Source organism: Halofilum ochraceum, from assembly GCF_001614315.2.
GTDB classification, from domain to species: domain Bacteria; phylum Pseudomonadota; class Gammaproteobacteria; order XJ16; family Halofilaceae; genus Halofilum; species Halofilum ochraceum.
This window is the reverse complement of record NZ_LVEG02000004.1, coordinates 388,903-406,825: the sequence shown is the minus strand read 5'-3', so window position 1 is coordinate 406,825 and position 17,923 is coordinate 388,903. Positions and strand designations below refer to the sequence as shown.

Here is a 17,923-nt window from a genome sequence, read left to right as displayed (position 1 = left end):
TCCGTTGCGGGTCGCGGGAATGCGCCCTGATGGTCGGTTCGCGTAAAGGGGGGCTCGCCCCGTGCGCCCCGGAGCACGCACAAGCCGAGGGGGAGACGAGAGCGTTACCGGAGCCCGTAGCTGACCGGGACGCTCAGCGTGATGGGCGACGAATCCATGTCATCGTTGAACGACGGCGCCGGCGACGCCCGCTCAAGCATGCGCTCGGCCGCCTGATCGAGAATCCGCTGACCGGAACTCTCGTCGATCCGCGTATCCGTGATCCGCCCGTCCGGATGAATGGTGAAGCCCACGGTCACCGTGCCCTCGATCCGCCGCGCCCGGGCCCGGCGCGGGTATTCCTTGTGGCGACCGAGATGCGCCCGCAGCCGGTCGAGATAGTCGGCGCGCGCGCCGGGATCCCCACCCCCGGCACCTCCCTCCGAAGTGGACCCGGTGTCACCGTCTGCCCCGCCCGATCCGGCGTCGCCCGCCGTGGTCTCGCGCTTGTCCGGATCCTCCGCCGGCTTTTTGGTGGACGCGGTTGCAGTCGTTGATTCCGATTCCGGTTCCGGTTCCGGTTCCGGTTCGGGTTCGGGTTCGGGTTCCGGCTCGGGTTCCGGCTCGGGTTCCGGCTCGGGTTCCGGCTCGGGTTCCGGCTCGGGTTCCGGCTCGGGTTCCGGCTCGGGTTCCGGCTCGGGTTCCGGCTCGGGTTCCGGCTCGGGTTCCGGCTCGGGTTCCGGCTCGGGTTCGGGCTTGGGTTCCGGCTCGGGTTCCGCTTCCTGTCGCGTCTCCGCCTGCCTGTCCGGATGTGGTGTCCGCGCATCGGTGCGGCGTGTTTCCCTGGCATTGCCTGCGGCAGTGCCGGCGGGCGCGAGCGCGACCAGCAACCCGTCACGTCCCCTGGCCTGCGTACCGGTGTCATTCATGGCCCGGGAGAGGCCGACGAACACGGCGATGTGGAGCGCGAGCGCGAGCGAGCCGACGAGCAGCCAGCGGATACCACGCATCAGCCCGCCCCGTCTTGGCCGCCAACCGCCAGCATGCGGATACGCTCAATCCCGGCTTCCTTGAGGGCCGCCATCACCGCCAGGAGACGCTCGCTGTCGGCCCCGCCGTCTACCCGCAGCGTGAGTGGCCGGTCGTTATCGTTGCTCCCCGCCCAGTCGCGGGCACGGTCGGACAGTGCCCCGAGGGCGATCTCCTCGCCCCGGAACGCGATACGACCATCGGCTGCAATCGCGATTCCGGCAGTTGCCGGTGCTGAGGTCGATGGAGCCGCATCTGCCCGCGGCGGCTGCAGTTCGAACGGCGGTCGGGTGGATAGCGCCCCGGCGATCATGAAGAAGATCAACAGCAGAAAGACGATATTGATGAGCGGCAGGACGTTGTCCTCGGACGTCCGGCTGCTGCGCGGCAGCGGCACGATCATCGCGACTCTCCCGCCAGTGACGCCCCCTCGATACCGCCGGCATGCAACCGATCAAGTGCGCGGACGGTAGCCTGGACGGGCGCGTCGGCGTTCGCCTGGATGATCACGGGCCGCTCATCCGCCCCGCCACGGACGTCGCGCACCCGATCCGCCAGTTCCCCGGCGTCGACATCGAGGCCACCCATCCGGTAACCGCCATCGCCCAGCACCCGGATAACGATCGGGTCGATGTCCGGGTCCGGCGTGGCGTCCGCTGCCGGCAGATCGAGACGGAACCCGCGCCAGTCCATGAAGCTGGACGCCAGCATGAAAAACACCAGCAGGATGAATACGACGTCGATCAGCGGTGTGAGGCGGATTCCGACCGGCCGGCGCCGGGGTACATCAATCCGCACCGGCCGCCTCCGCCAGACGGGTCGGACCGGCGTCCGCACGCTCCTGACCCGAGGCGTCGTCGGCGCCTTCGGGGGCCATGATACGACCGACCGCCCGGCTGAACACGCGTGTCGCCGCGTCCTGCATCCGGTGATGCAGACGCTCGAGCTGGCGTTCGAGGAACGTGTGCGCCGCGACCGCCGGGATCGCCACGGACAACCCCGCCGCGGTGGTCAGCAGAGCCACCCAGATACCGCCGGAGAGCACGGACGGATCGACCTGGCTGCCGGCGGATTCGAGTTCACGGAAAGCGTCGATCATGCCAATGACCGTACCGAGCAGACCGAGCAGCGGCGCCAGCGTGCCGATGAGTTCCAGTGGGCGCAGCCCCCCCCGCAGCGATTCCAGCCAGGCCGCGCCGCGTCGCGCTACTTCCTCACGGACCACACCATCTTCCACGCCCGCGTCCATGCGCCCCGCCAGCGCCACGCGCAGCACGTCGGCGACCGGATCGCGGGCGTGCTCCAACGGCGGCAGTGCCGTGCCATCCCGTCCGGCCTGCCATTCGGCCAGCGCAAGGTTCACCTCTTTGCGGCGCCAGATCCCGGCGCGCCAGAAGTCCCATAATTTGTTGAATATGATCGCCAGCGCGAACACGGACAGACCGGCGAGGATCCACATGACGGTGCCGCCGGCCTCGAGCAGGGCAAGCACCGAACCCGATTCATTCATCGCTCCACTCCATGCCCATTCAGACCGGCGATGATCTCACAAACAGGAACGATTTGCATTTGCATACTGCATGACAAAAGGAGATCGTTGACCACCACAGACTGGCGCTCAGAGCCGGATCGCCAGCCCGTCAGCGAGCGAAGTCCGCCACGCGCGCCAGGCCGGAATGGCCCCCGCAAGCGCACTCGCGGCGATCACCAGTCCGAGAATGACGGCCTCGCTCACACTGGGCGCGACGAGCTGCAGGTGGATACCTGTCTGCTGCCCGATCACGCCTGCCCCCAGCCAGAAGCCACCAAAGACGAGGACGCTTCCGAGTACGGCTGCCGCGACCCCAATCGTCGTCGCTTCGAGCATGAACAGCACGAAGATGTGCCAGGGACGCGCACCCACGGCACGCAGGATCGCCATCTCGCGGCGCCGCTCGCTGAGGCTCGTGAGCAACGTCGTCACCATACCGATCAGGCCCGCCAGCACCACACAGGCGGAAATGGCCAGCAGGACGCGTTCGACGGTCCCGATCACAGACCACAGTTCCGACAAGGCGACGCCGGGCAGGATCGCGGTCAGCGGTTCATCCGGGTAATCGTTGATCGCCCGCTGCAGGCGGAACGTCGCGATGCGGGACTGGAGGCCGACGAGAAACGCGGTGATGGCCTCCGGCTGCAGTTCCATCGCGAGCGCATCATCCGCCGAAATCCGTTCACCCGGCGTCGGCGGCCGCCCGGACTGCCAGTCGACGTGGATCGCCTCGATCCCTTCCAGCGTGACCAGAACAGTGCGATCGAGCGGTGTACCGGTGCGCTGCAGAATGCCAGTCACGGTGAACGGCTTGTCGTCGTGATCAAGAAAGCTCCGGGCGGCGACCCCGTGACTGACCACGATCTCGCGCCCGACTTCGTAACCGAGCCGCTCGGCGACATCGACCCCGAGGACGGCGTCGAACACGCCGTCAAAGGCCTGGCCGCGGGCGAACTCCAGCTGGCGCGTCCGCGCGTAGCGGTAGTGCCGGAACAGATCCTCGGTCGTGCCCATGACCCGATAGCCGCGGTGCGCGTCGCCCAGCGCGATCGGTACCGTCCATGCCACCGGGCCGCTGTCGGCGATCTCGCGGTAGCTCTCCCAGGAGACCTGATTGGTCGCGTTGCCGATGTGGAACACCGAATACAGCAACAGTTGCACCGGGCCACTGCGCGCACCGACGATCAGGTCCGTGCCCGAGATCGTCTGCGTAAAGCCCTCGCGGGCGGACTTGCGCGCCTGTTCGACCCCGAGCAGCAGCGCCACGCTCACCGTCAGCCCCGCGATCGTCAGTCCAACCGTCAGCCGCCGGTTCAGGAGACTGCGCAGCGCGATCCCGAGCAGCGCCTTCATGCCGCCACCGACGCGCGGTTCAGCGCGGGCAGCTCGACCACGCGATCGAACCCATCGGCGAGCGCCCGATCGTGACTCACGAACAGCAGGGTCGCCCCCGTGCGGGCGCACTCGCGGAAAAGCAGTTTCATGAATGCGGCGCGCGAATCGCTGTCGAGCGCCGATGTCGGTTCGTCCGCGATGACCAGTCCCGGCGCCCCGAGCAGCGCGCGCGCGACCGCGACCCGCTGCTGCTGCCCGACGCTGAGTTCCGTTACCGGCGCGTGCAGCAGCCGTGTGTCGTCCAGCCCCAGAACCGCCAGCAATTCGCGCGCGGCCCTTGCGGCATCATCCCCGACCGCGGCTGCCCGGCGGGCCGAGAACCGCGTGGCGAGCAGGACATTGTCGACCACGCCGAGGTACGGCAACAGGTTGAACTGCTGGAACACGAGGCCGATATGATCCGCGCGGAAGCGGTCCCGCGCGGCGGGTGACAGCCGCCCGAGATCGGTTCCAAGCACGCCGACCTCGCCGCCACCCGGTTGCAGGACGCCGCCGATAACGCCAAGCAGCGTGCTCTTGCCGCTGCCGCTTGGGCCACACAGAAAAACACGCTGGCCCCGCTCGATGGTGAACGACTCGATCGCGAGGACGGGCTCTGATGCGCGCGGCCATGCAAAGCCGAGGTCGTGCAGTGTGACCGCGGCACTGTTTACGGCATCGCTTTGGGGCATACTCACACACTCATCTCCCAGCGCCGGACCAGACCATGGCACGCCCGATCCGCATCGCGACCGCCCTGATTTTTGGCATCGTTCTGACGCTTCCACTCGTGACGCATGCGCGCGAGGCGCGGGACCTGGAGTGGTTCGACCTGCTCCCGGAAGAGGATCTTGAGGCCATGAAAAAACTCCCGGAGACCATGGCCGAGCTGAACCGCGAACAACTCGAATCGGGCGCGGACGAACTCACCGATGGTGTGAAGATGCCGGAAGTCCTGTCTTCTACGCGGGTCCGCGGCGAACTCGAGGGTGAATACGTGCGCATCCCCGGTTTCCTCGTGCCCCTGGAACACACCGAACGCGGCGACCCGTTCCGCTTTTTTCTCGTGCCCTATTTCGGCGCCTGCATCCACTCGCCACCGCCTCCGCCCAACCAGATCGTCCACGTAACGTTCTCCGGCGGCCTGCCCACCGACCTGTACGCCCCGTACAACGTGGTCGGCGAGCTCGAAATCGAAACCACCGAGAACGAACTCGGCCTCGCAACCTACACCATCGACGCCGACTCGATCAGCGAATTCCGGTAGGCGCGGAATTTCCAGCGCCGCATCCACGTAGGCCGGCTTGCGACCGGAGGGAGCCAGCCGGCATTTACGTCCGAAGAACCGTCTGAACCATGCCGGCTGTTGCCTTCGGCAAAAGCCGGCCTACGGCGTCGATCAGTCCGTTGGTCAAAACGGCACATCCGCGTTGTCCGGCAGCAGGACCATGGCGCGCTGGGCGGTATCCGTCAGCATCTGCACACGGATGCTCTCGGTAGCCGGGAACAGTTCGAACAGCCTCACCTGAATCCGCTCGAGCGCGGCGGGGGCGCTGCACTCGTAGCGGTAACGGGCCTGGATCTCCGAGTGGGCGCTCTCGCTACCCGCATGCTCTTCGTGCTCTTCGTGCTCTTCGTGTCCATGCTCGGAGACCCGGTTTGCCTGGCTGAGCACGGTCCTGCATCCGGCGGCATCCGTTACGCTGAATACGCGCCCGGCATCGCGCAGCGTGCTCAGTGCATCCTCGAGCTGCTCGCGTTGGGCATTGTTGCCCGGTTCGTGCTCGAAGCCGACGATGTTCATCGCGGGGGAATACAGATCAAGCGCCAGTTCTCCGCCGACGAAGGCGATGTCGAGGCGCGCGGTGCCGTGCACATGCGCACCGTGCTCCCGGGTCTCAGCCGCCGACACGAAACCGCTTACGGCAAGGGCACAGAAGGCGGCGCTCAGGATGGTGGCCCGCAGGATGTTTTGCATTGGACGGCGCTCTCCGGCGTTCATTGTGTCCCTGCCTTTGGCAGGATCGAGGGTTGCGAGCAGGCCGCCGCGCAATCGTAGGTGATCGTCTCCGTACTGTTATATCATTACATAACTGGATAATACAGTGCGGCACGCCTGACAAACACCATCGATGGCCTTCATGGGGCCGACCGGCGATGTCCGTTGGACATCATCCTGGTGCGCCATTATGCTCTCGTGCCGACCGCGCGTGAATGCGAATCAACCGCATCATCGCGTTCCCGCCGACGACGGGTGACTCCAGCGGTGGCGGCATCCGCGTGATTCACTCGATTACCGCTGCAGGCGATCCACGACAGAGGCCCCCATGGCGTTGCGCACAACCGCGATCGCACTGACGGTGTGTCTGCTGATCACCGGCCCGCTATCCGCCTCGCCAGAGCAGCGCCCGGAACGCATCGCCGTGCTCAACTGGGGTCTCGCGCAGACCCTGCTCGCGCTCGATGTCGAGCCGGTCGCCATCGCCGATATGCACGGGTACCGCAAATGGGTTGGCCGCCCGTCGCTGCCCGATCGCACGGTCGATGTGGGGCGGCGCATTGAACCGAACCTCGACGTACTGGCAGGCACCGACCCGGACCTGATCCTCATGTCCGGGTACTACAACCGGGCCCGCGAACGCCTCGCGACGATCGCGCCTACCGAAACCCTGCGCATCTATGCACCGGACAATGAAGTGAACGCACTCGAGAGCAGTCTCCGCATCGCCGGACGGCTCGCGGACAGACTGGGTCGCGTCCAGGCAATGCCGCGCCTGCGCGCGGATCTGGACCGCGCGATCGCGGACCTTAAAGAACGTACCGATGCCGGGGAATCCGTATACGTCATCGGTTTCGAGGACGCCCACCACGTACGGGTCGTTGGTGCGCCCGGGCTCTTCGACGCGGTCCTGCGACGCGCCGGATTGAACAACGCCTGGCAGGGCGGCGCCAGTTACTGGGGATTCTCGCTGGTCCCGATCGAGCGCCTCGACCGGGCCGCTGATCACATCGTGGTGATCGAGCCGGTCCCGCAGAAGGCGCAACGGATGATGGCGAGCAGTCCCATCTGGCAGGCCCTGCCGGCGGTGCGCGAAGGCAACGTCCACCGGCTCGAGCCGATCTGGAGTTACGGTGGCGTGCCGGCCGCGATCCAGTTCGCCGAGCACCTCGGCGCGGCGATCGATGGCGATGACTGAGGCCATACGCCCGCGCGCCCTGCCCGCCGGTGGCATTGCGCTGCTGGCCGGTGCCCTCGTCCTCGCCGGCTTCAACCTCGTGGGTATCGGCGACCCGGGCGCCCTCGTCGAAGCCTGGCGCGCGCCGGCGTCAGCGCCGATCGGCGCGGTGCAGGTCCTGCATGCGTGGCTGCCGCGCCTGGTCATGTCCCTGCTCGCGGGTGCCGGTCTCGCGCTGGCGGGCACGGTCATGCAGCAGGTGCTGCGCAATCCCATCGCATCGCCGCTGACCCTGGGCGTGGCGGCCGGGTCCCAGCTCGGACTGTCCGTCCTGACGCTGACCGCGCCCGCCCTGCTCGCGCCATTCGGGGAGGCCGTCGCGGTGGCCGGCGGCGCACTCGCACTGGGGATCGTGCTGGCCCTGACATGGCGGCGCGGACTCGAACCGGTCAGTGTCGTGCTGGCCGGACTGGTGGTCAGCCTGTACTTCGGCGCCGTCAACGCCGGCCTGCTGCTGTTTTTCGAGTTCGACCTCAAGGCGCTGCTGATCTGGGGTGGCGGCGCGCTCACCCAGCATGACTGGAGCGGCGTCACGTTCCTCGCCCCGCGCGTGCTGGTCGTGCTGGGCCTGCTCGCGCTGCTCGCGCGGCCCCTCGCGATCCTGACGCTGGATGACCACAGCGCCCGCGGGCTGGGACTTTCCCTGCAGCGTGCGCGTCTGCTTGCACTGGCGGCCGCGGTCTACCTGGCGGCGGCGATCGTGAGTGCCGTCGGCATCATCGCGTTCGTCGGTCTCGCCGCTCCGGCGCTGGCACGGCAGCTCGGCGCCCGCACGATCGGCCAGCGCCTGTTCGCCGCGCCGGCGATCGGTGCGCTGCTGCTGTTCGTGACCGACCAGTGCGTGCAGCAGCTCGACGTGTATACCTCGGGCCTACTGCCCACCGGGGCCGTTACCGCGCTCCTCGGCGCACCGTTGCTGCTGTGGCTGCTGCGCCAGGTCCGCCCGCGCGCGGCTCCGATGCAGACCGCCACCGTCCCCCACCCGGGCACGCATGCAACCGGGCGAGTCACCGCGCTCTGGCTGGTGGCCCTCGCGGTCGCCGTGATCGCGCTGCTGCTCGGACGCGACGCGAGTGGCTGGCATCTGCGCGATATCGCAACCGTGCTCGACGCGAGTCCCTGGCGTGCCCCGCGGGTGGTCGCGGCCGCCTGCGCGGGCCTGCTGCTGGCGCTGGCCGGCACGATCCTGCAACGCCTGCTGCGCAACCCCATGGCGAGTCCAGAAGTGCTCGGCATCAGCGGGGGCGCGCTCGCCGGCGTGACCCTGCTCGTGATGGCACAACCGGGGGCCGGCGAACCGGCTCTGGTCGCCGCGGGCACCGCGGGCGCGGTCGTGACCACGGGCGGCCTGCTCTGGTTCGCCCGCCACGGCGGTGCCGCGCCCGAGCGGATCCTGCTCGCCGGCATCGCGATCAAGGCGATCTATGACGGGTTGATCGGGCTTGTCGCGGCGAGTGGCAGCCCACTCTGGCTGCGCCTGCTGAGCTGGGTCTCGGGCTCGACGTATGGCGTGGACTGGCCGCTGGTGATCGGCGCCGGGATGGCCGTGATGCTGCTCGCGCCGACGGTGCTGGCGCTGCACCGCTGGCTCGAACTGCTCGGGCTGGGCGCGGAAGCGGCCGGTGCGCGCGGCGTACGGGTGAACATGGCGCATCTTGTCCTGCTGACGCTCGCGGCGCTGGCAACGGCGGTCGCCACACTGCTGGTCGGCCCGCTCAGTTTCGTCGGTCTGATGGCGCCGCACATGGCCCGCATGCTGGGGCTGCGCCGGGTGCGCACGCAGATCATCGGCGCGGCCGCTATCGGCGTGCTCGTCATGGTGGCCGCCGACTGGGCCGGACGTACCCTTCTGGTACCGCATGAATGGCCCGCGGGGCTGGCAGCCGCCTTCATCGGCGGGCTCTACTTTATGTGGCTGCTGCGGCGTTCATGAACCACGGACGGACTCACAACGGCAGGTGACCGAAGGCTCGCCGTGAGCCGGCTTTTGCCGCAGGCAACAGCCGGCGTCAGCAGCGGGACCTCCCGACAACGGCTGGTGCTGTCCCGCCGGCTGGCTCCCTTCGGTCTCAAGCCGGCTTACGGTCATCCCTGCCAATGACGACGACGGGAACACTGGAGTAATCCAGCCATCGCGTTGAGGAACGATACAGATCGGACTTTGCGTGGCGCACCCGTGCATCACCAAAACCCCGACGGTCAGGCCCCCCGATCATCAGAGGTTCCACAAGAGCAGGTGATCGGACAGTCGCCACAGTAGTCGAACCCGCTCAGGCGGTAACGCAGACAGCACACTCGTCGGGCCGGACGTCCGGGCACAGCCACGCGCCTGGCGCCCAGATACAGCGGATTGGGGCGTCCGTCGGGCTGGTGGCGTCGGGTCAACAGTTCATAACCGGGTGCCAGCGTAGCCTCGTCGGCGACGGTTCCGAGTTCCGCCAGCATCCATCCGAGCACGTTGGCCACGTTGCTCCACGGCACGCGCGGCGCCGTTGCAGTGGCCTCGGCCACCGCGTTGATCAATGGAGTCGCGTGCGCAGCGGTCAGCGCGTCGAGCAGCGTTGCCGGATCGCCACTCTGCACTTCGGGCGCGATGCCGAGACCGCTCGGACAGCCGTCTTCATCCACCAGCAGCCGCGTCTCGCGGCATTCGAACCGCGGCGCCCGTCCCAGCAAGAGAATCCCCGCGACGAGCGGCGGCCAGACGGTCACGGCATACCACTGCGTCCAGAGCGACCCCAGGCCGCGCCGGTCCTCGCCCTGCATTCCCCCGCACCAGCGCTCGAAACAGTCGCACAGCGCACGATCGGCATCGGATCCGGTCAGGGGAACCGCATCGCCAACGGAGGGGTGAAGGAGAATCCGATCACAGCAGAAAGGCCAGCGCTCCCGGAGCAGCGCGTGCAAGGCGTCGGGCAGCGGCATCTCCGGCGAACCATTGCCGACGCGCTCCCCTTCGGCGGGCGTGCGCATCGCTTTAGGCGACGTAGCTGATCGGCAGCGCGTGCTCGGGCGTGTGCATGACACCCATCGGCACGCCGTAGATACGCTCGAGTGTTTCCGGCTGAACGACCTCCGCCGGTGTGCCGGTAACCACGCGCTGGCCGCCGTGCAGGGCTACGAGCTCATCGCAGAAACGGGCGGCGATGTTCACGTCATGGAGGACGGCGACGACCGTGAGCCCGCGTTCGAGACACAGGTGCCGGATCCGCTCCATCACGTCCATCTGGTGGGCTACGTCGAGCGCCGATATGGGCTCATCCAGAAGCATACAGCGGCTGTCCTGCGCGACCAGCATCGCCAGCCATGCCCGCTGGCGCTCGCCGCCGGACAGCGTATCGACCAGACGCCCCGAAAGATCCTCCACTTCGGTCAGCCGCAACGCCTCATCGACGTGCGCCCGATCGTCCGCCGTGAAGCGGCCAATGGCGCCGTGCCACGGATAGCGCCCCAGCGCGGTCAACTCGCGGACGGTCAGCCCGGTCGCCTCTGGCGGCTGCTGCGCCATGTAGCCGATCCGGCACGCCAGTTCCCGCTGGGACCACTGCTGCAGCGGCGTACCGTCGAAAGTGATCCACCCGGTGGTGGGTGTCTGCTGGCGGGCCAGCAGTTTCAACAGCGTGGTCTTGCCGGAGCCATTATGGCCGATCAGGCCGTACAGACGGCCCGGGCGCAGCGTCAGATCAATGCCCGCGAGCAGTTCCCGCTCCGGCACCCGGAAACCCACCCCCGTGACCGCGAAACCTCCTTCATCAACGCCGCTCTGCATGCCGATGCACTCCGACTGGTACTGGCCACGATTGTCGCCGAAACCGGGGCGGCGGGGGAAACCGGATGCGCTACCCGGCCCCCCGGTGGGCACGCCTACCACTCCATCGCGTAACTGACGCCAAGCCGTCGGCCTGGTCCCTTTGCGTACGCGAACGAGGAGTCGAACGCCTGATTGACGGCCGGGTAGTAGTCCTCATTCAGCAGGTTGCTGAGCGACACCCGGACTGCCCCCGGCCCGACCTCATAGCGGGTGGTGAAGTCGACCAGGGTGTAGCCATCGACCTCGCCGCCACCGAACTGGTTGGTGTCCGGATCGCGATCACCGATGGCCTGGACCTGCAGGCGATTGTCCCAGCCACCGCTCGGACTGTATTCGACATAACCCGTCAGCTTCTCCGGCGAGACCCGGGTATTGGGCAGATCCTGGGTTGCACCCGTTTCGTCCTCACTTTCACCCTCAGCCCATGAGAAGGTGCCGCCGATGTTTGTACGCCGATTGACAGCGTAGTCGAGCGTCGCCTCGATCCCGTGGATGGTTTCGCTGAATTTCTGGATCTGCAGGTTCTGGTTGAAGGTCGCGCCGTTATCCGATTCGCTGTAGAAGGCGATCAGCGAGCCGCTGACCGGCCCCTGGAAGAACCGGTAACCGAGTTCATAGTTGTCGACTTTCTCGGCGTCCGATTCGAATTCCTCGGCGCTGAATGTGGCGCCGCCGGAGAACGGACCCGCATCGCGGATCACGCGTCCGATATCGGCGATGGAAAAGCCCTGGGAATAACTCGCGAAAACCTCTGACGATTCACTCAGGTAGAACACGCTGCTCAGGTTGAACAGGGTCTCGCTGTAATCGAGCGTGCCGCCCGTGACCGTATTGCCGAACTGGTTCGACTGCACCGTGCCGACATCGACTTCGATCTCTTCATGCCGCACGCCGCCGCGCAGGAGGCCGATGTCACCCATCGGAACTTCCAGATCGCCAAAAACCGCGAAGGCATCCTGGTCCATGTCAGGCACGTCGGAAGTCGCGCCGGGACCGAAACGGTTCGCCTGCGTTTCGTCGCCGAGATAATCCACGCCCCAGATCACCGTGGCTCCCGTCTCCTTCAGCGTGATCGGCGTATTCACGGTGACGCGTGAGCCGAATTTCTCGGACTCGATCTCGCCCTGCGGGAAATTCGGGAAACGCGGGAAAACGACCGACTGATCGCCGAAGTATGTGTTCAGCCGCACCTGGCTCCCGCCGAGATCACGGTGGAGCCACGTCAAGTTACCGGTCGTGTTTTCGGTCCCCGGATCAACCAGTGCCGTACTGCCCGGCTGCGCATCCTCGACCCGGATGGCCGGCGTCCTTCTGCTGTTCGGCGTCGGGTCGCTGGTGGTCGTAAAACCGGTGGCGCCAAAAGTGTAGTCGGAGTCCTGCTCATTCTCGAAGTGATTGAGCATGACCTCGATCCGCTGATCACCACCGTCGAATTCATAGCCGGCCTTGCCGAGCAGACTGAATTCATCGGTGTCCGAGAAGCCGCCCTGAGAACCCAGTGGATTCGGCGGGATGCGGCGGCCTTCGGAATCGAAGCGGCCGTTACGCTCCACGTACGAGCCCGACAGCAGATAGTCCCACTGGTCCGAAGTACCGGAAACACGGTGCTCCGTTTCATAGATACCCGAGTCATCGGTCTCCTCGGTCGAGAAGCTCGCGCCGCCCTGCGAATAGCCGGCGACCGGCTTGTCGGAGGGCTCCTTCGTAATGATGTTGACAAGCCCGCCGGCCGCGCCGAAGCCGTAGACGGCGGTACCGCCTCGAATAACTTCGATGCGCTCGATCGACGACGGCGCGATGGTGTTGAGGTCGCGGAAGCCGTCGCGCAGCGGCGTGGACTGCGGGATGCCATCGATCAGGACAAGGAAATTGCGTCCACGCAACGACTGGCCGAAGTTGCTGTTGGCCTCGGTACTCGGCCCCATGCCGGGAACCGTTTTCGCCAGGATCGTGCCCAGATTGCGATCGAGGCTCGCCTGCTCCTCGATTTGCTGCTCGTCCACGACGGTCACCGACCGCGCGAGCTCGGAAACGGGTTTCTCCGTGCGGGTCGCCGACACGACCACAGGCTCGAGATTGTCGCCACCTTTGTCGCCGTTCTGGGCGTGGACCGACCCGGCCCCAAGAATCGTGATCCCCATTAGACCGATGGCCTGGCAGACGGCAGTGGCCTGCGCGGAACGACGGAATCGCATTTTGTTATCCCCCGGATTGGTTTCTTTCGCGGCGTGGTGCCAGGCGTTGGCACACAATCGGAATATCGCTAATCGAGTTGCGAATTATTCGCATTCCTATAACTGGTGTCAATCCACTTCGCCCCGCCACCCAGGCCGAAGCGCTCGATCGTTGCTACCCTTGATCGCAGAAAGGATCAATCAGGGGGAGTTTCCGTCATGCACGGAACGAGGCGCGTCATCGCGGTCGGTATCGGTTCGGCGCTGCTGGCGCTTGCGGCGCAGTCGACCGCGTCCGCCACCCGTCCGCTCCAGCAGATCCGCGATTCCGGCGAACTGATCGTCCTCACGCGCAACGCCCCGACGACCCTCTACATCAATCGCGACGGTCAGCGCAGCGGCCCGGAATACGAACTCGTGGAGGCGTTCGCGGATTCACTGGGCGTCGACGCCGTCTACCGCGAATATTCGTCCACAGGCGCTATTCTCGAGGCATTGCGTGCCGGCGAAGGCGATCTCGCGGCGGCCGGCCTGACTGTTACCCCGGAGCGGCAGCAGTGGCTGCGTTTCGGCCCCGCCTACCAGCGGATCACGCAACAGGTGGTGTGCCGGCGAGATACCGTCCAGCCGGAAAATCTGCGTGGACTGTCCGAAGTGGATAAGCTCCAGGTCGTGGCCGACAGCAGTTACGCGGAGTTACTGGAAACGCTCGCCGAGCAGGGCTATCCCGTTCCGGAATGGCAATCCGTCGCGGACGTCGGCACCCATGCGCTGCTGCGCGCTGTCTGGGACCGCGAGATCGACTGCACGGTCGCCGATTCGCACATCACGGCGATCAACCAGCGCTATTACCCGGAGCTGCTGACGCCGATGAATCTGTCGCGGGAGCAACGCCTCGCCTGGGCGATGCCCCGTGATGCCGAACGGCTGGATGCCGCGGTCACCCGCTGGCTGGACGAATACCGCTCCGCCGGCCGCCTCGATGACCTGCACGAGAAGTATTACGGCTTCTTCAAGGCCTTCGACTACGTTGATGTCCGCTACCTGATCCGCCGCACGGACCAGCGTTTCCCGCGCTACCGGCAATGGTTCCGTGAGGCGGCGAAAAAGCACGATCTATCATTTGTGCTGCTCTCGGCCCAGGCCTACCAGGAGTCGCACTGGCGCGAAGAAGCCCGCAGCCCCACCGGCGTTCGGGGCATCATGATGCTCACGCAAGTCACCGCCAGTGAGGTGGGCGTCTCCGACCGGCTCGATCCCCGCCAGAGCATCTTCGGCGGCGCCGAATACATGGCCCGGATGAAAGAGCGGTTCACCGATGAAGTCACCGAGCCCGATCGGACCTTCCTCGCGCTGGCCGCCTACAACGTGGGTCGCGCGCACATGCACGATGCGCAGGTACTGGCGCGGCGCCATGGCCTCAGCCCGTGGCACTGGCGGGATATCAAACGCATGCTGCCACTGCTGTCCGATCCGAAGTATTACCGCACACTGAAGTACGGGTACGCGCGCGGCCACGAACCGGTTCGGTACGTCCAGCGGATCCGTGAGTACCACCACGTGCTCGCCAACGAACTCGCCGACGATCCGATACGAGCCATACCACACCAGGCGGCGGTCAGCGTTCCCTGATCTTCCGGAAACGTGGTATGCATCGGTTCTGACGGGCCTGGGACACGCCGTGCGTTTGCCGTAGCATGGCACCCAGACCGCAGGAACCCGATGGAGCGTACCGCATGAGCGACACCCTGCAACTGCGCCTCGACGAGGTCCACGAACTCGCGCGCAGCGCCTGTGAAGCGAACGGCTGCTCAGCCGAACAGGCGCGGGCGATCGCCGACACCGTCACGGCCGCCGAACGCGATCAATGCCATTCCCATGGCCTGTTCCGGATCCCCTTTTTCGTCCGCGCGATGCGGGAAAGCGGTGTTTCCCCCCTGGCGGAACCGCGTCTGGAGGAACTGGCTCCGTCCATCCTGCGTATCGACGGCGGCCTCGGTTTCGCCCCGCTCGCGCTGGAGACGGGCTGCAATGCGTTGATCGAACGCACGCGCGAACAGGGTATCGCCGCGCTTTGTCTGACCAACGTATTCCACATTTCCGCCCTCTGGCCCGAAGTCGAGCGCCTGGCGGACGCCGGCATGGTCGGATTCGCATTCACCGGCGCCATCGATTACGTGGCCCCCGCGGGCGGCAGCAAGCCGCTGTACGGCACCAATCCCATGGCCTTCGCGTGGCCGCGCAACGGCAAGCCGCCGATCGTGTTCGACCAGGCGTCGGCCGCCAGCGCCCGCGGAGAGATCCAGGTCCATCTGCGCGAGGGTAAACCGATCCCCGAGGGCTGGGCGGTGGGGCCGGACGGTCAGCCGACCACCGACCCGGAAACCGCCCTCGCCGGAGCCCAGTTGCCGTTCGGAGGCCACAAAGGGGCCTCCATCGCGCTGATGGTCGAGCTGCTCGCGGGAGCGCTGATCGGCGATCTGTTCAGTTACGAGGCCGGCGAATACGACCAGGCCGGCGTCGGCGCGCCGCGTGGTGGCGAATTCCTGATCGCGATCGATCCCGCGCGCTGCGTCACGGACGGCAATCGCGAGGCCCAGATCGAGCACGCGGAACGGCTCTTCCAGCGGATCCTCGAACAGGACGGGACGCGGCTGCCCGGCCAGCGCCGTTTCGAGGCGCGTGAGCGCACGGCGGCCGAGGGCGTTACGATCCCCCGGTCACTGCATGAGCAGATCCAGGCCTTCATCGCGGGCACCGCCTGATCCGTACCACCCGGCCCGGTCCCTGCACGCATGAACGACGACGCGCCGGATGACGAACGGTTCGAGCTGGCCTGGGGGGCATGGCGGCAGTTCTTCGCGCTGCATCTCGACACCCCGCCGCCGACCCAGCCGGAGATCGACGCCCGCCTGATCCGATTCCGGCGCGCGCACGAGGCGCTGGGCCTTGCGCGTTTCGGCACGGCCCTGGCACTCGCGGCCGGCATCGCACAGGCGCTTTCCATCAGCGCCGCAACAGTTCCACGGTTAACCACCGCATCAGAGGTGCTTGTGCTGCTGTTGAGCGGCCTGCTGCTGGTCGCGCTCGCCCATCTCGCCTTCCAGCATGCGCGGGCCGCGCTGGAGCACCGCGCGATGGCGCAGCGGATCGACGTCGAGCCGCTGGATACAAAACGGCTGGAGACCCTGTTCGCCGACGTGCGCGATCCGGTCGCACGCGAGTATGTCCAGGGAGTACTGGCGCAGGGACGGCCGCTGCGCAAGGCGGAAGCGGCGGTGGCACTCGACCGCGGGCGGGGCGCCAGGGGGCTGGACGATGACTCGCGCGCGGCGTTCACGAACGAAGTGCGCAACCGGCGCGGGGTCCGGGGGCGCGAGATCGCGATCGCCGCCGCGTGTCTGGTGGTCGCGCTCGCCACCCGGTCCCCGACGATCGACGGCGGTACGTTCCTGCCGGCGATGTTCCTGCTCGGCGCGGCGACGCTGATCGACCTGCCCCGGACGGTCATACAGCTTGCGGTCGATCCGTGGCAACTGGCCGGAGGCGGCCCCGCCTGCCGCCGGCTACGCCTGCAATTGTTGACGGATCTCGTGCCGCAACTCGCGGTGTTCCTGGCCGTGGTCGTGACGGCCACTGGACTCTCCGGATACTGACCCGGCACAGCGGCCAGGGTCGGGCATCATGCGCGATCGTGGTACCGTCGCTGCGGCCGGCCGCGCGCGACATCGCCCCACCGCGGATGTCACCGGCACAGCCCTTGTGAGCAACGCCGATCGGGGAACGATTCCGTATGCAGGCCAGGCATCTCGTCGCGATACTGTTCATCATGGCCCTTTTCGGCAGCGCCTATCCCGTTGGCAAGCTCGGGGTCGGGCACTTCCCGCCATTCGAATTCGCGGCGCTACGCAGCACCGTACTCACGCTCGCGCTGTTGCCGCTGTGGCGCTTCGCGCATCCGCAGAAAGGCCAGGGCTGGGCGCTGGTCGGCTTCTGCGCGTCCATGGGTGTCGGCGTCTACGCCACGATGTATACCGCGCTGGGAATGGCCGATACGGTATCCCCCATCGTCATCGGCACCCAGCTCAGCATCCCGTTCGCGGTCGTGCTCGGGCGACTGGTCCTCGGCGAGCGGGTGCGCCCGTTGACCTGGGGGGCCATCGTCGCCGCGTTCGCCGGCGTCCTGCTCATCGCGTTCGAACCGGCGCTGGCACGGGATCTGCCGGCCCTGGGCGTCATCGCCGCGAGTGCGTTCTGTTACGCCACCGCCACGCTGTTCGCCCGTTCGCTGCGAAGCGTATCGCCCTTCGTGATGAACGGCTGGATGGCCGCGAGCGCAATCCTGCCCCTTGCGCTGTTGTCCGTCGTCTTCGAAACGGGCCAATGGCAGGCGATCCGCAGCGCCGGCCCGGTGGCCTGGGGCGTCGTGCTGCACTCCGCGCTGGCCGTGTCTCTGCTGGCGCATGTGGGCATGTTCTCGCTCTACCGGCATTACCCGGTCGCTCACGTTATTCCGTACTACGTGCTGATGCCGGTTTTCGGGGTCGCCTTCACGCTGTTGCTGTTCGAGGAGGTACCGTCCACCCGCACGCTGTTTGGCGGCGCCATCGTGATCCTCGCGACCTGGGTCGTGAACCGCTCCACGGCCGGGAGCGGGCGTAAGCCGAGGGTCGGCGCGCAGCCCGCCACCGAGGTCCCCGAGCCACCTCCCGGGCCAACGACCACGCCGCCCCCGGAAACCGAGCCGCCGCGAACGGAATCGCGCGCGCCGTGATCATGGTGGTCGGGT

The 17,923-nt window shown here is 67.0% G+C and carries 17 protein-coding genes; 7 read left to right on the top strand and 10 right to left on the bottom strand.

Annotation, left to right across the window (positions count from 1 at the left end):
• Positions 1-104: 104 nt before the first annotated feature.
• The 6 genes from A0W70_RS05945 to A0W70_RS05920 all read right to left on the bottom strand — a co-directional run bounded on the left by A0W70_RS05945 (position 105) and on the right by A0W70_RS05920 (position 4,605).
• Positions 105-989 (bottom strand): energy transducer TonB, encoded by an 885-nt coding sequence (locus A0W70_RS05945; protein ID WP_067561400.1) that lies wholly within the window; start codon positions 987-989, stop codon positions 105-107.
• Complete coding sequence (locus A0W70_RS05940; protein ID WP_067561399.1) at positions 989-1,411, bottom strand: ExbD/TolR family protein; 423 nt, start codon at positions 1,409-1,411, stop codon at positions 989-991. The genes A0W70_RS05945 and A0W70_RS05940 overlap by 1 nt, the downstream gene beginning before the upstream one ends.
• Complete coding sequence (locus tag A0W70_RS05935) at positions 1,408-1,806, bottom strand: ExbD/TolR family protein (RefSeq protein ID WP_067561398.1); 399 nt, start codon at positions 1,804-1,806, stop codon at positions 1,408-1,410. The genes A0W70_RS05940 and A0W70_RS05935 overlap by 4 nt, the downstream gene beginning before the upstream one ends.
• Positions 1,796-2,518 carry a MotA/TolQ/ExbB proton channel family protein gene (locus A0W70_RS05930; protein WP_070988385.1) on the bottom strand — a complete coding sequence of 241 codons (723 nt, stop codon included), beginning with the start codon at positions 2,516-2,518 and terminating at the stop codon, positions 1,796-1,798. Before A0W70_RS05930 ends, A0W70_RS05935 begins: the two co-directional genes overlap by 11 nt.
• 108 nt (positions 2,519-2,626) lie before the next feature.
• Entirely contained in the window at positions 2,627-3,892 is a 1,266-nt protein-coding gene (locus tag A0W70_RS05925) for an ABC transporter permease (protein WP_067561397.1), read from the bottom strand.
• Positions 3,889-4,605 (bottom strand): ABC transporter ATP-binding protein, encoded by a 717-nt coding sequence (locus A0W70_RS05920; RefSeq protein ID WP_067561396.1) that lies wholly within the window; start codon positions 4,603-4,605, stop codon positions 3,889-3,891. Before A0W70_RS05920 ends, A0W70_RS05925 begins: the two co-directional genes overlap by 4 nt.
• 35 nt (positions 4,606-4,640) lie before the next feature.
• Here A0W70_RS05920 and A0W70_RS05915 point away from each other — a divergent pair, with 35 nt between their 5' ends.
• Entirely contained in the window at positions 4,641-5,180 is a 540-nt protein-coding gene (locus A0W70_RS05915) for a DUF3299 domain-containing protein (RefSeq protein ID WP_067561395.1), read from the top strand.
• A gap of 144 nt (positions 5,181-5,324) precedes the next feature.
• On the opposite strand, the gene A0W70_RS05910 is transcribed toward A0W70_RS05915, so the two are convergent.
• Positions 5,325-5,891, bottom strand: a complete 567-nt coding sequence (locus A0W70_RS05910; RefSeq protein ID WP_067561394.1) for a DUF2796 domain-containing protein — start codon at positions 5,889-5,891, stop codon at positions 5,325-5,327.
• Between the two features lie 349 nt (positions 5,892-6,240).
• Here A0W70_RS05910 and A0W70_RS05905 point away from each other — a divergent pair, with 349 nt between their 5' ends.
• Positions 6,241-7,110 (top strand): ABC transporter substrate-binding protein, encoded by an 870-nt coding sequence (locus tag A0W70_RS05905; protein ID WP_067561393.1) that lies wholly within the window; start codon positions 6,241-6,243, stop codon positions 7,108-7,110.
• Positions 7,103-9,082 carry a Fe(3+)-hydroxamate ABC transporter permease FhuB gene (gene fhuB / locus A0W70_RS05900; RefSeq protein WP_070988414.1) on the top strand — a complete coding sequence of 660 codons (1,980 nt, stop codon included), beginning with the start codon at positions 7,103-7,105 and terminating at the stop codon, positions 9,080-9,082. The genes A0W70_RS05905 and fhuB overlap by 8 nt, the downstream gene beginning before the upstream one ends.
• Positions 9,083-9,348: 266 nt before the next feature.
• On the opposite strand, the gene fhuF is transcribed toward fhuB, so the two are convergent.
• Genes fhuF through A0W70_RS17240 form a run of 3 tightly spaced genes read right to left on the bottom strand, consistent with a single transcriptional unit; the run spans position 9,349 to position 13,155 of the window.
• Positions 9,349-10,122: a siderophore-iron reductase FhuF gene (gene fhuF / locus A0W70_RS05895; RefSeq protein ID WP_067561391.1), complete on the bottom strand. Its 774-nt coding sequence runs from the start codon at positions 10,120-10,122 to the stop codon at positions 9,349-9,351.
• Positions 10,123-10,126: 4 nt separating this feature from the next.
• A complete protein-coding gene (locus A0W70_RS05890) occupies positions 10,127-11,011 on the bottom strand; it encodes an ATP-binding cassette domain-containing protein (protein ID WP_245675817.1) in 885 nt (294 codons plus the stop codon).
• A gap of 2 nt (positions 11,012-11,013) precedes the next feature.
• Positions 11,014-13,155: a TonB-dependent receptor gene (locus A0W70_RS17240; protein WP_067561390.1), complete on the bottom strand. Its 2,142-nt coding sequence runs from the start codon at positions 13,153-13,155 to the stop codon at positions 11,014-11,016.
• Positions 13,156-13,353: 198 nt separating this feature from the next.
• Between A0W70_RS17240 and mltF the strand changes: the two genes are divergently transcribed.
• The 4 genes from mltF to A0W70_RS05865 all read left to right on the top strand — a co-directional run bounded on the left by mltF (position 13,354) and on the right by A0W70_RS05865 (position 17,908).
• On the top strand, positions 13,354-14,766 hold the full coding sequence (mltF, locus tag A0W70_RS05880; RefSeq protein WP_067561385.1) for a membrane-bound lytic murein transglycosylase MltF: 1,413 nt from the start codon (positions 13,354-13,356) through the stop codon (positions 14,764-14,766).
• A gap of 104 nt (positions 14,767-14,870) precedes the next feature.
• Positions 14,871-15,899, top strand: a complete 1,029-nt coding sequence (locus A0W70_RS05875) for an Ldh family oxidoreductase (protein WP_067561384.1) — start codon at positions 14,871-14,873, stop codon at positions 15,897-15,899.
• A gap of 30 nt (positions 15,900-15,929) precedes the next feature.
• A complete protein-coding gene (locus tag A0W70_RS05870) occupies positions 15,930-16,790 on the top strand; it encodes a hypothetical protein (protein ID WP_067561383.1) in 861 nt (286 codons plus the stop codon).
• 137 nt (positions 16,791-16,927) lie between these two features.
• Positions 16,928-17,908 (top strand): DMT family transporter, encoded by a 981-nt coding sequence (locus tag A0W70_RS05865; protein ID WP_067561382.1) that lies wholly within the window; start codon positions 16,928-16,930, stop codon positions 17,906-17,908.
• Positions 17,909-17,923: the final 15 nt, after the last annotated feature.

Bases quoted from the DNA above. Each gene is read 5' to 3' on its own strand.
- A0W70_RS05945 (WP_067561400.1), bottom strand. From the start codon at position 989: ATGCGTGGTATCCGCTGGCTGCTCGTCGGCTCGCTCGCGCTCGCGCTC.
- A0W70_RS05940 (WP_067561399.1), bottom strand. From the start codon at position 1,411: ATGATCGTGCCGCTGCCGCGCAGCAGCCGGACGTCCGAGGACAACGTC.
- A0W70_RS05930 (WP_070988385.1), bottom strand. From the start codon at position 2,518: ATGAATGAATCGGGTTCGGTGCTTGCCCTGCTCGAGGCCGGCGGCACC.
- A0W70_RS05925 (WP_067561397.1), bottom strand. From the start codon at position 3,892: ATGAAGGCGCTGCTCGGGATCGCGCTGCGCAGTCTCCTGAACCGGCGG.
- A0W70_RS05920 (WP_067561396.1), bottom strand. From the start codon at position 4,605: ATGCCCCAAAGCGATGCCGTAAACAGTGCCGCGGTCACACTGCACGAC.
- A0W70_RS05915 (WP_067561395.1), top strand. From the start codon at position 4,641: ATGGCACGCCCGATCCGCATCGCGACCGCCCTGATTTTTGGCATCGTT.
- A0W70_RS05910 (WP_067561394.1), bottom strand. From the start codon at position 5,891: ATGCAAAACATCCTGCGGGCCACCATCCTGAGCGCCGCCTTCTGTGCC.
- A0W70_RS05905 (WP_067561393.1), top strand. From the start codon at position 6,241: ATGGCGTTGCGCACAACCGCGATCGCACTGACGGTGTGTCTGCTGATC.
- fhuB (WP_070988414.1), top strand. From the start codon at position 7,103: ATGACTGAGGCCATACGCCCGCGCGCCCTGCCCGCCGGTGGCATTGCG.
- fhuF (WP_067561391.1), bottom strand. From the start codon at position 10,122: ATGCGCACGCCCGCCGAAGGGGAGCGCGTCGGCAATGGTTCGCCGGAG.
- A0W70_RS17240 (WP_067561390.1), bottom strand. From the start codon at position 13,155: ATGCGATTCCGTCGTTCCGCGCAGGCCACTGCCGTCTGCCAGGCCATC.
- mltF (WP_067561385.1), top strand. From the start codon at position 13,354: ATGCACGGAACGAGGCGCGTCATCGCGGTCGGTATCGGTTCGGCGCTG.
- A0W70_RS05875 (WP_067561384.1), top strand. From the start codon at position 14,871: ATGAGCGACACCCTGCAACTGCGCCTCGACGAGGTCCACGAACTCGCG.
- A0W70_RS05870 (WP_067561383.1), top strand. From the start codon at position 15,930: ATGAACGACGACGCGCCGGATGACGAACGGTTCGAGCTGGCCTGGGGG.
- A0W70_RS05865 (WP_067561382.1), top strand. From the start codon at position 16,928: ATGCAGGCCAGGCATCTCGTCGCGATACTGTTCATCATGGCCCTTTTC.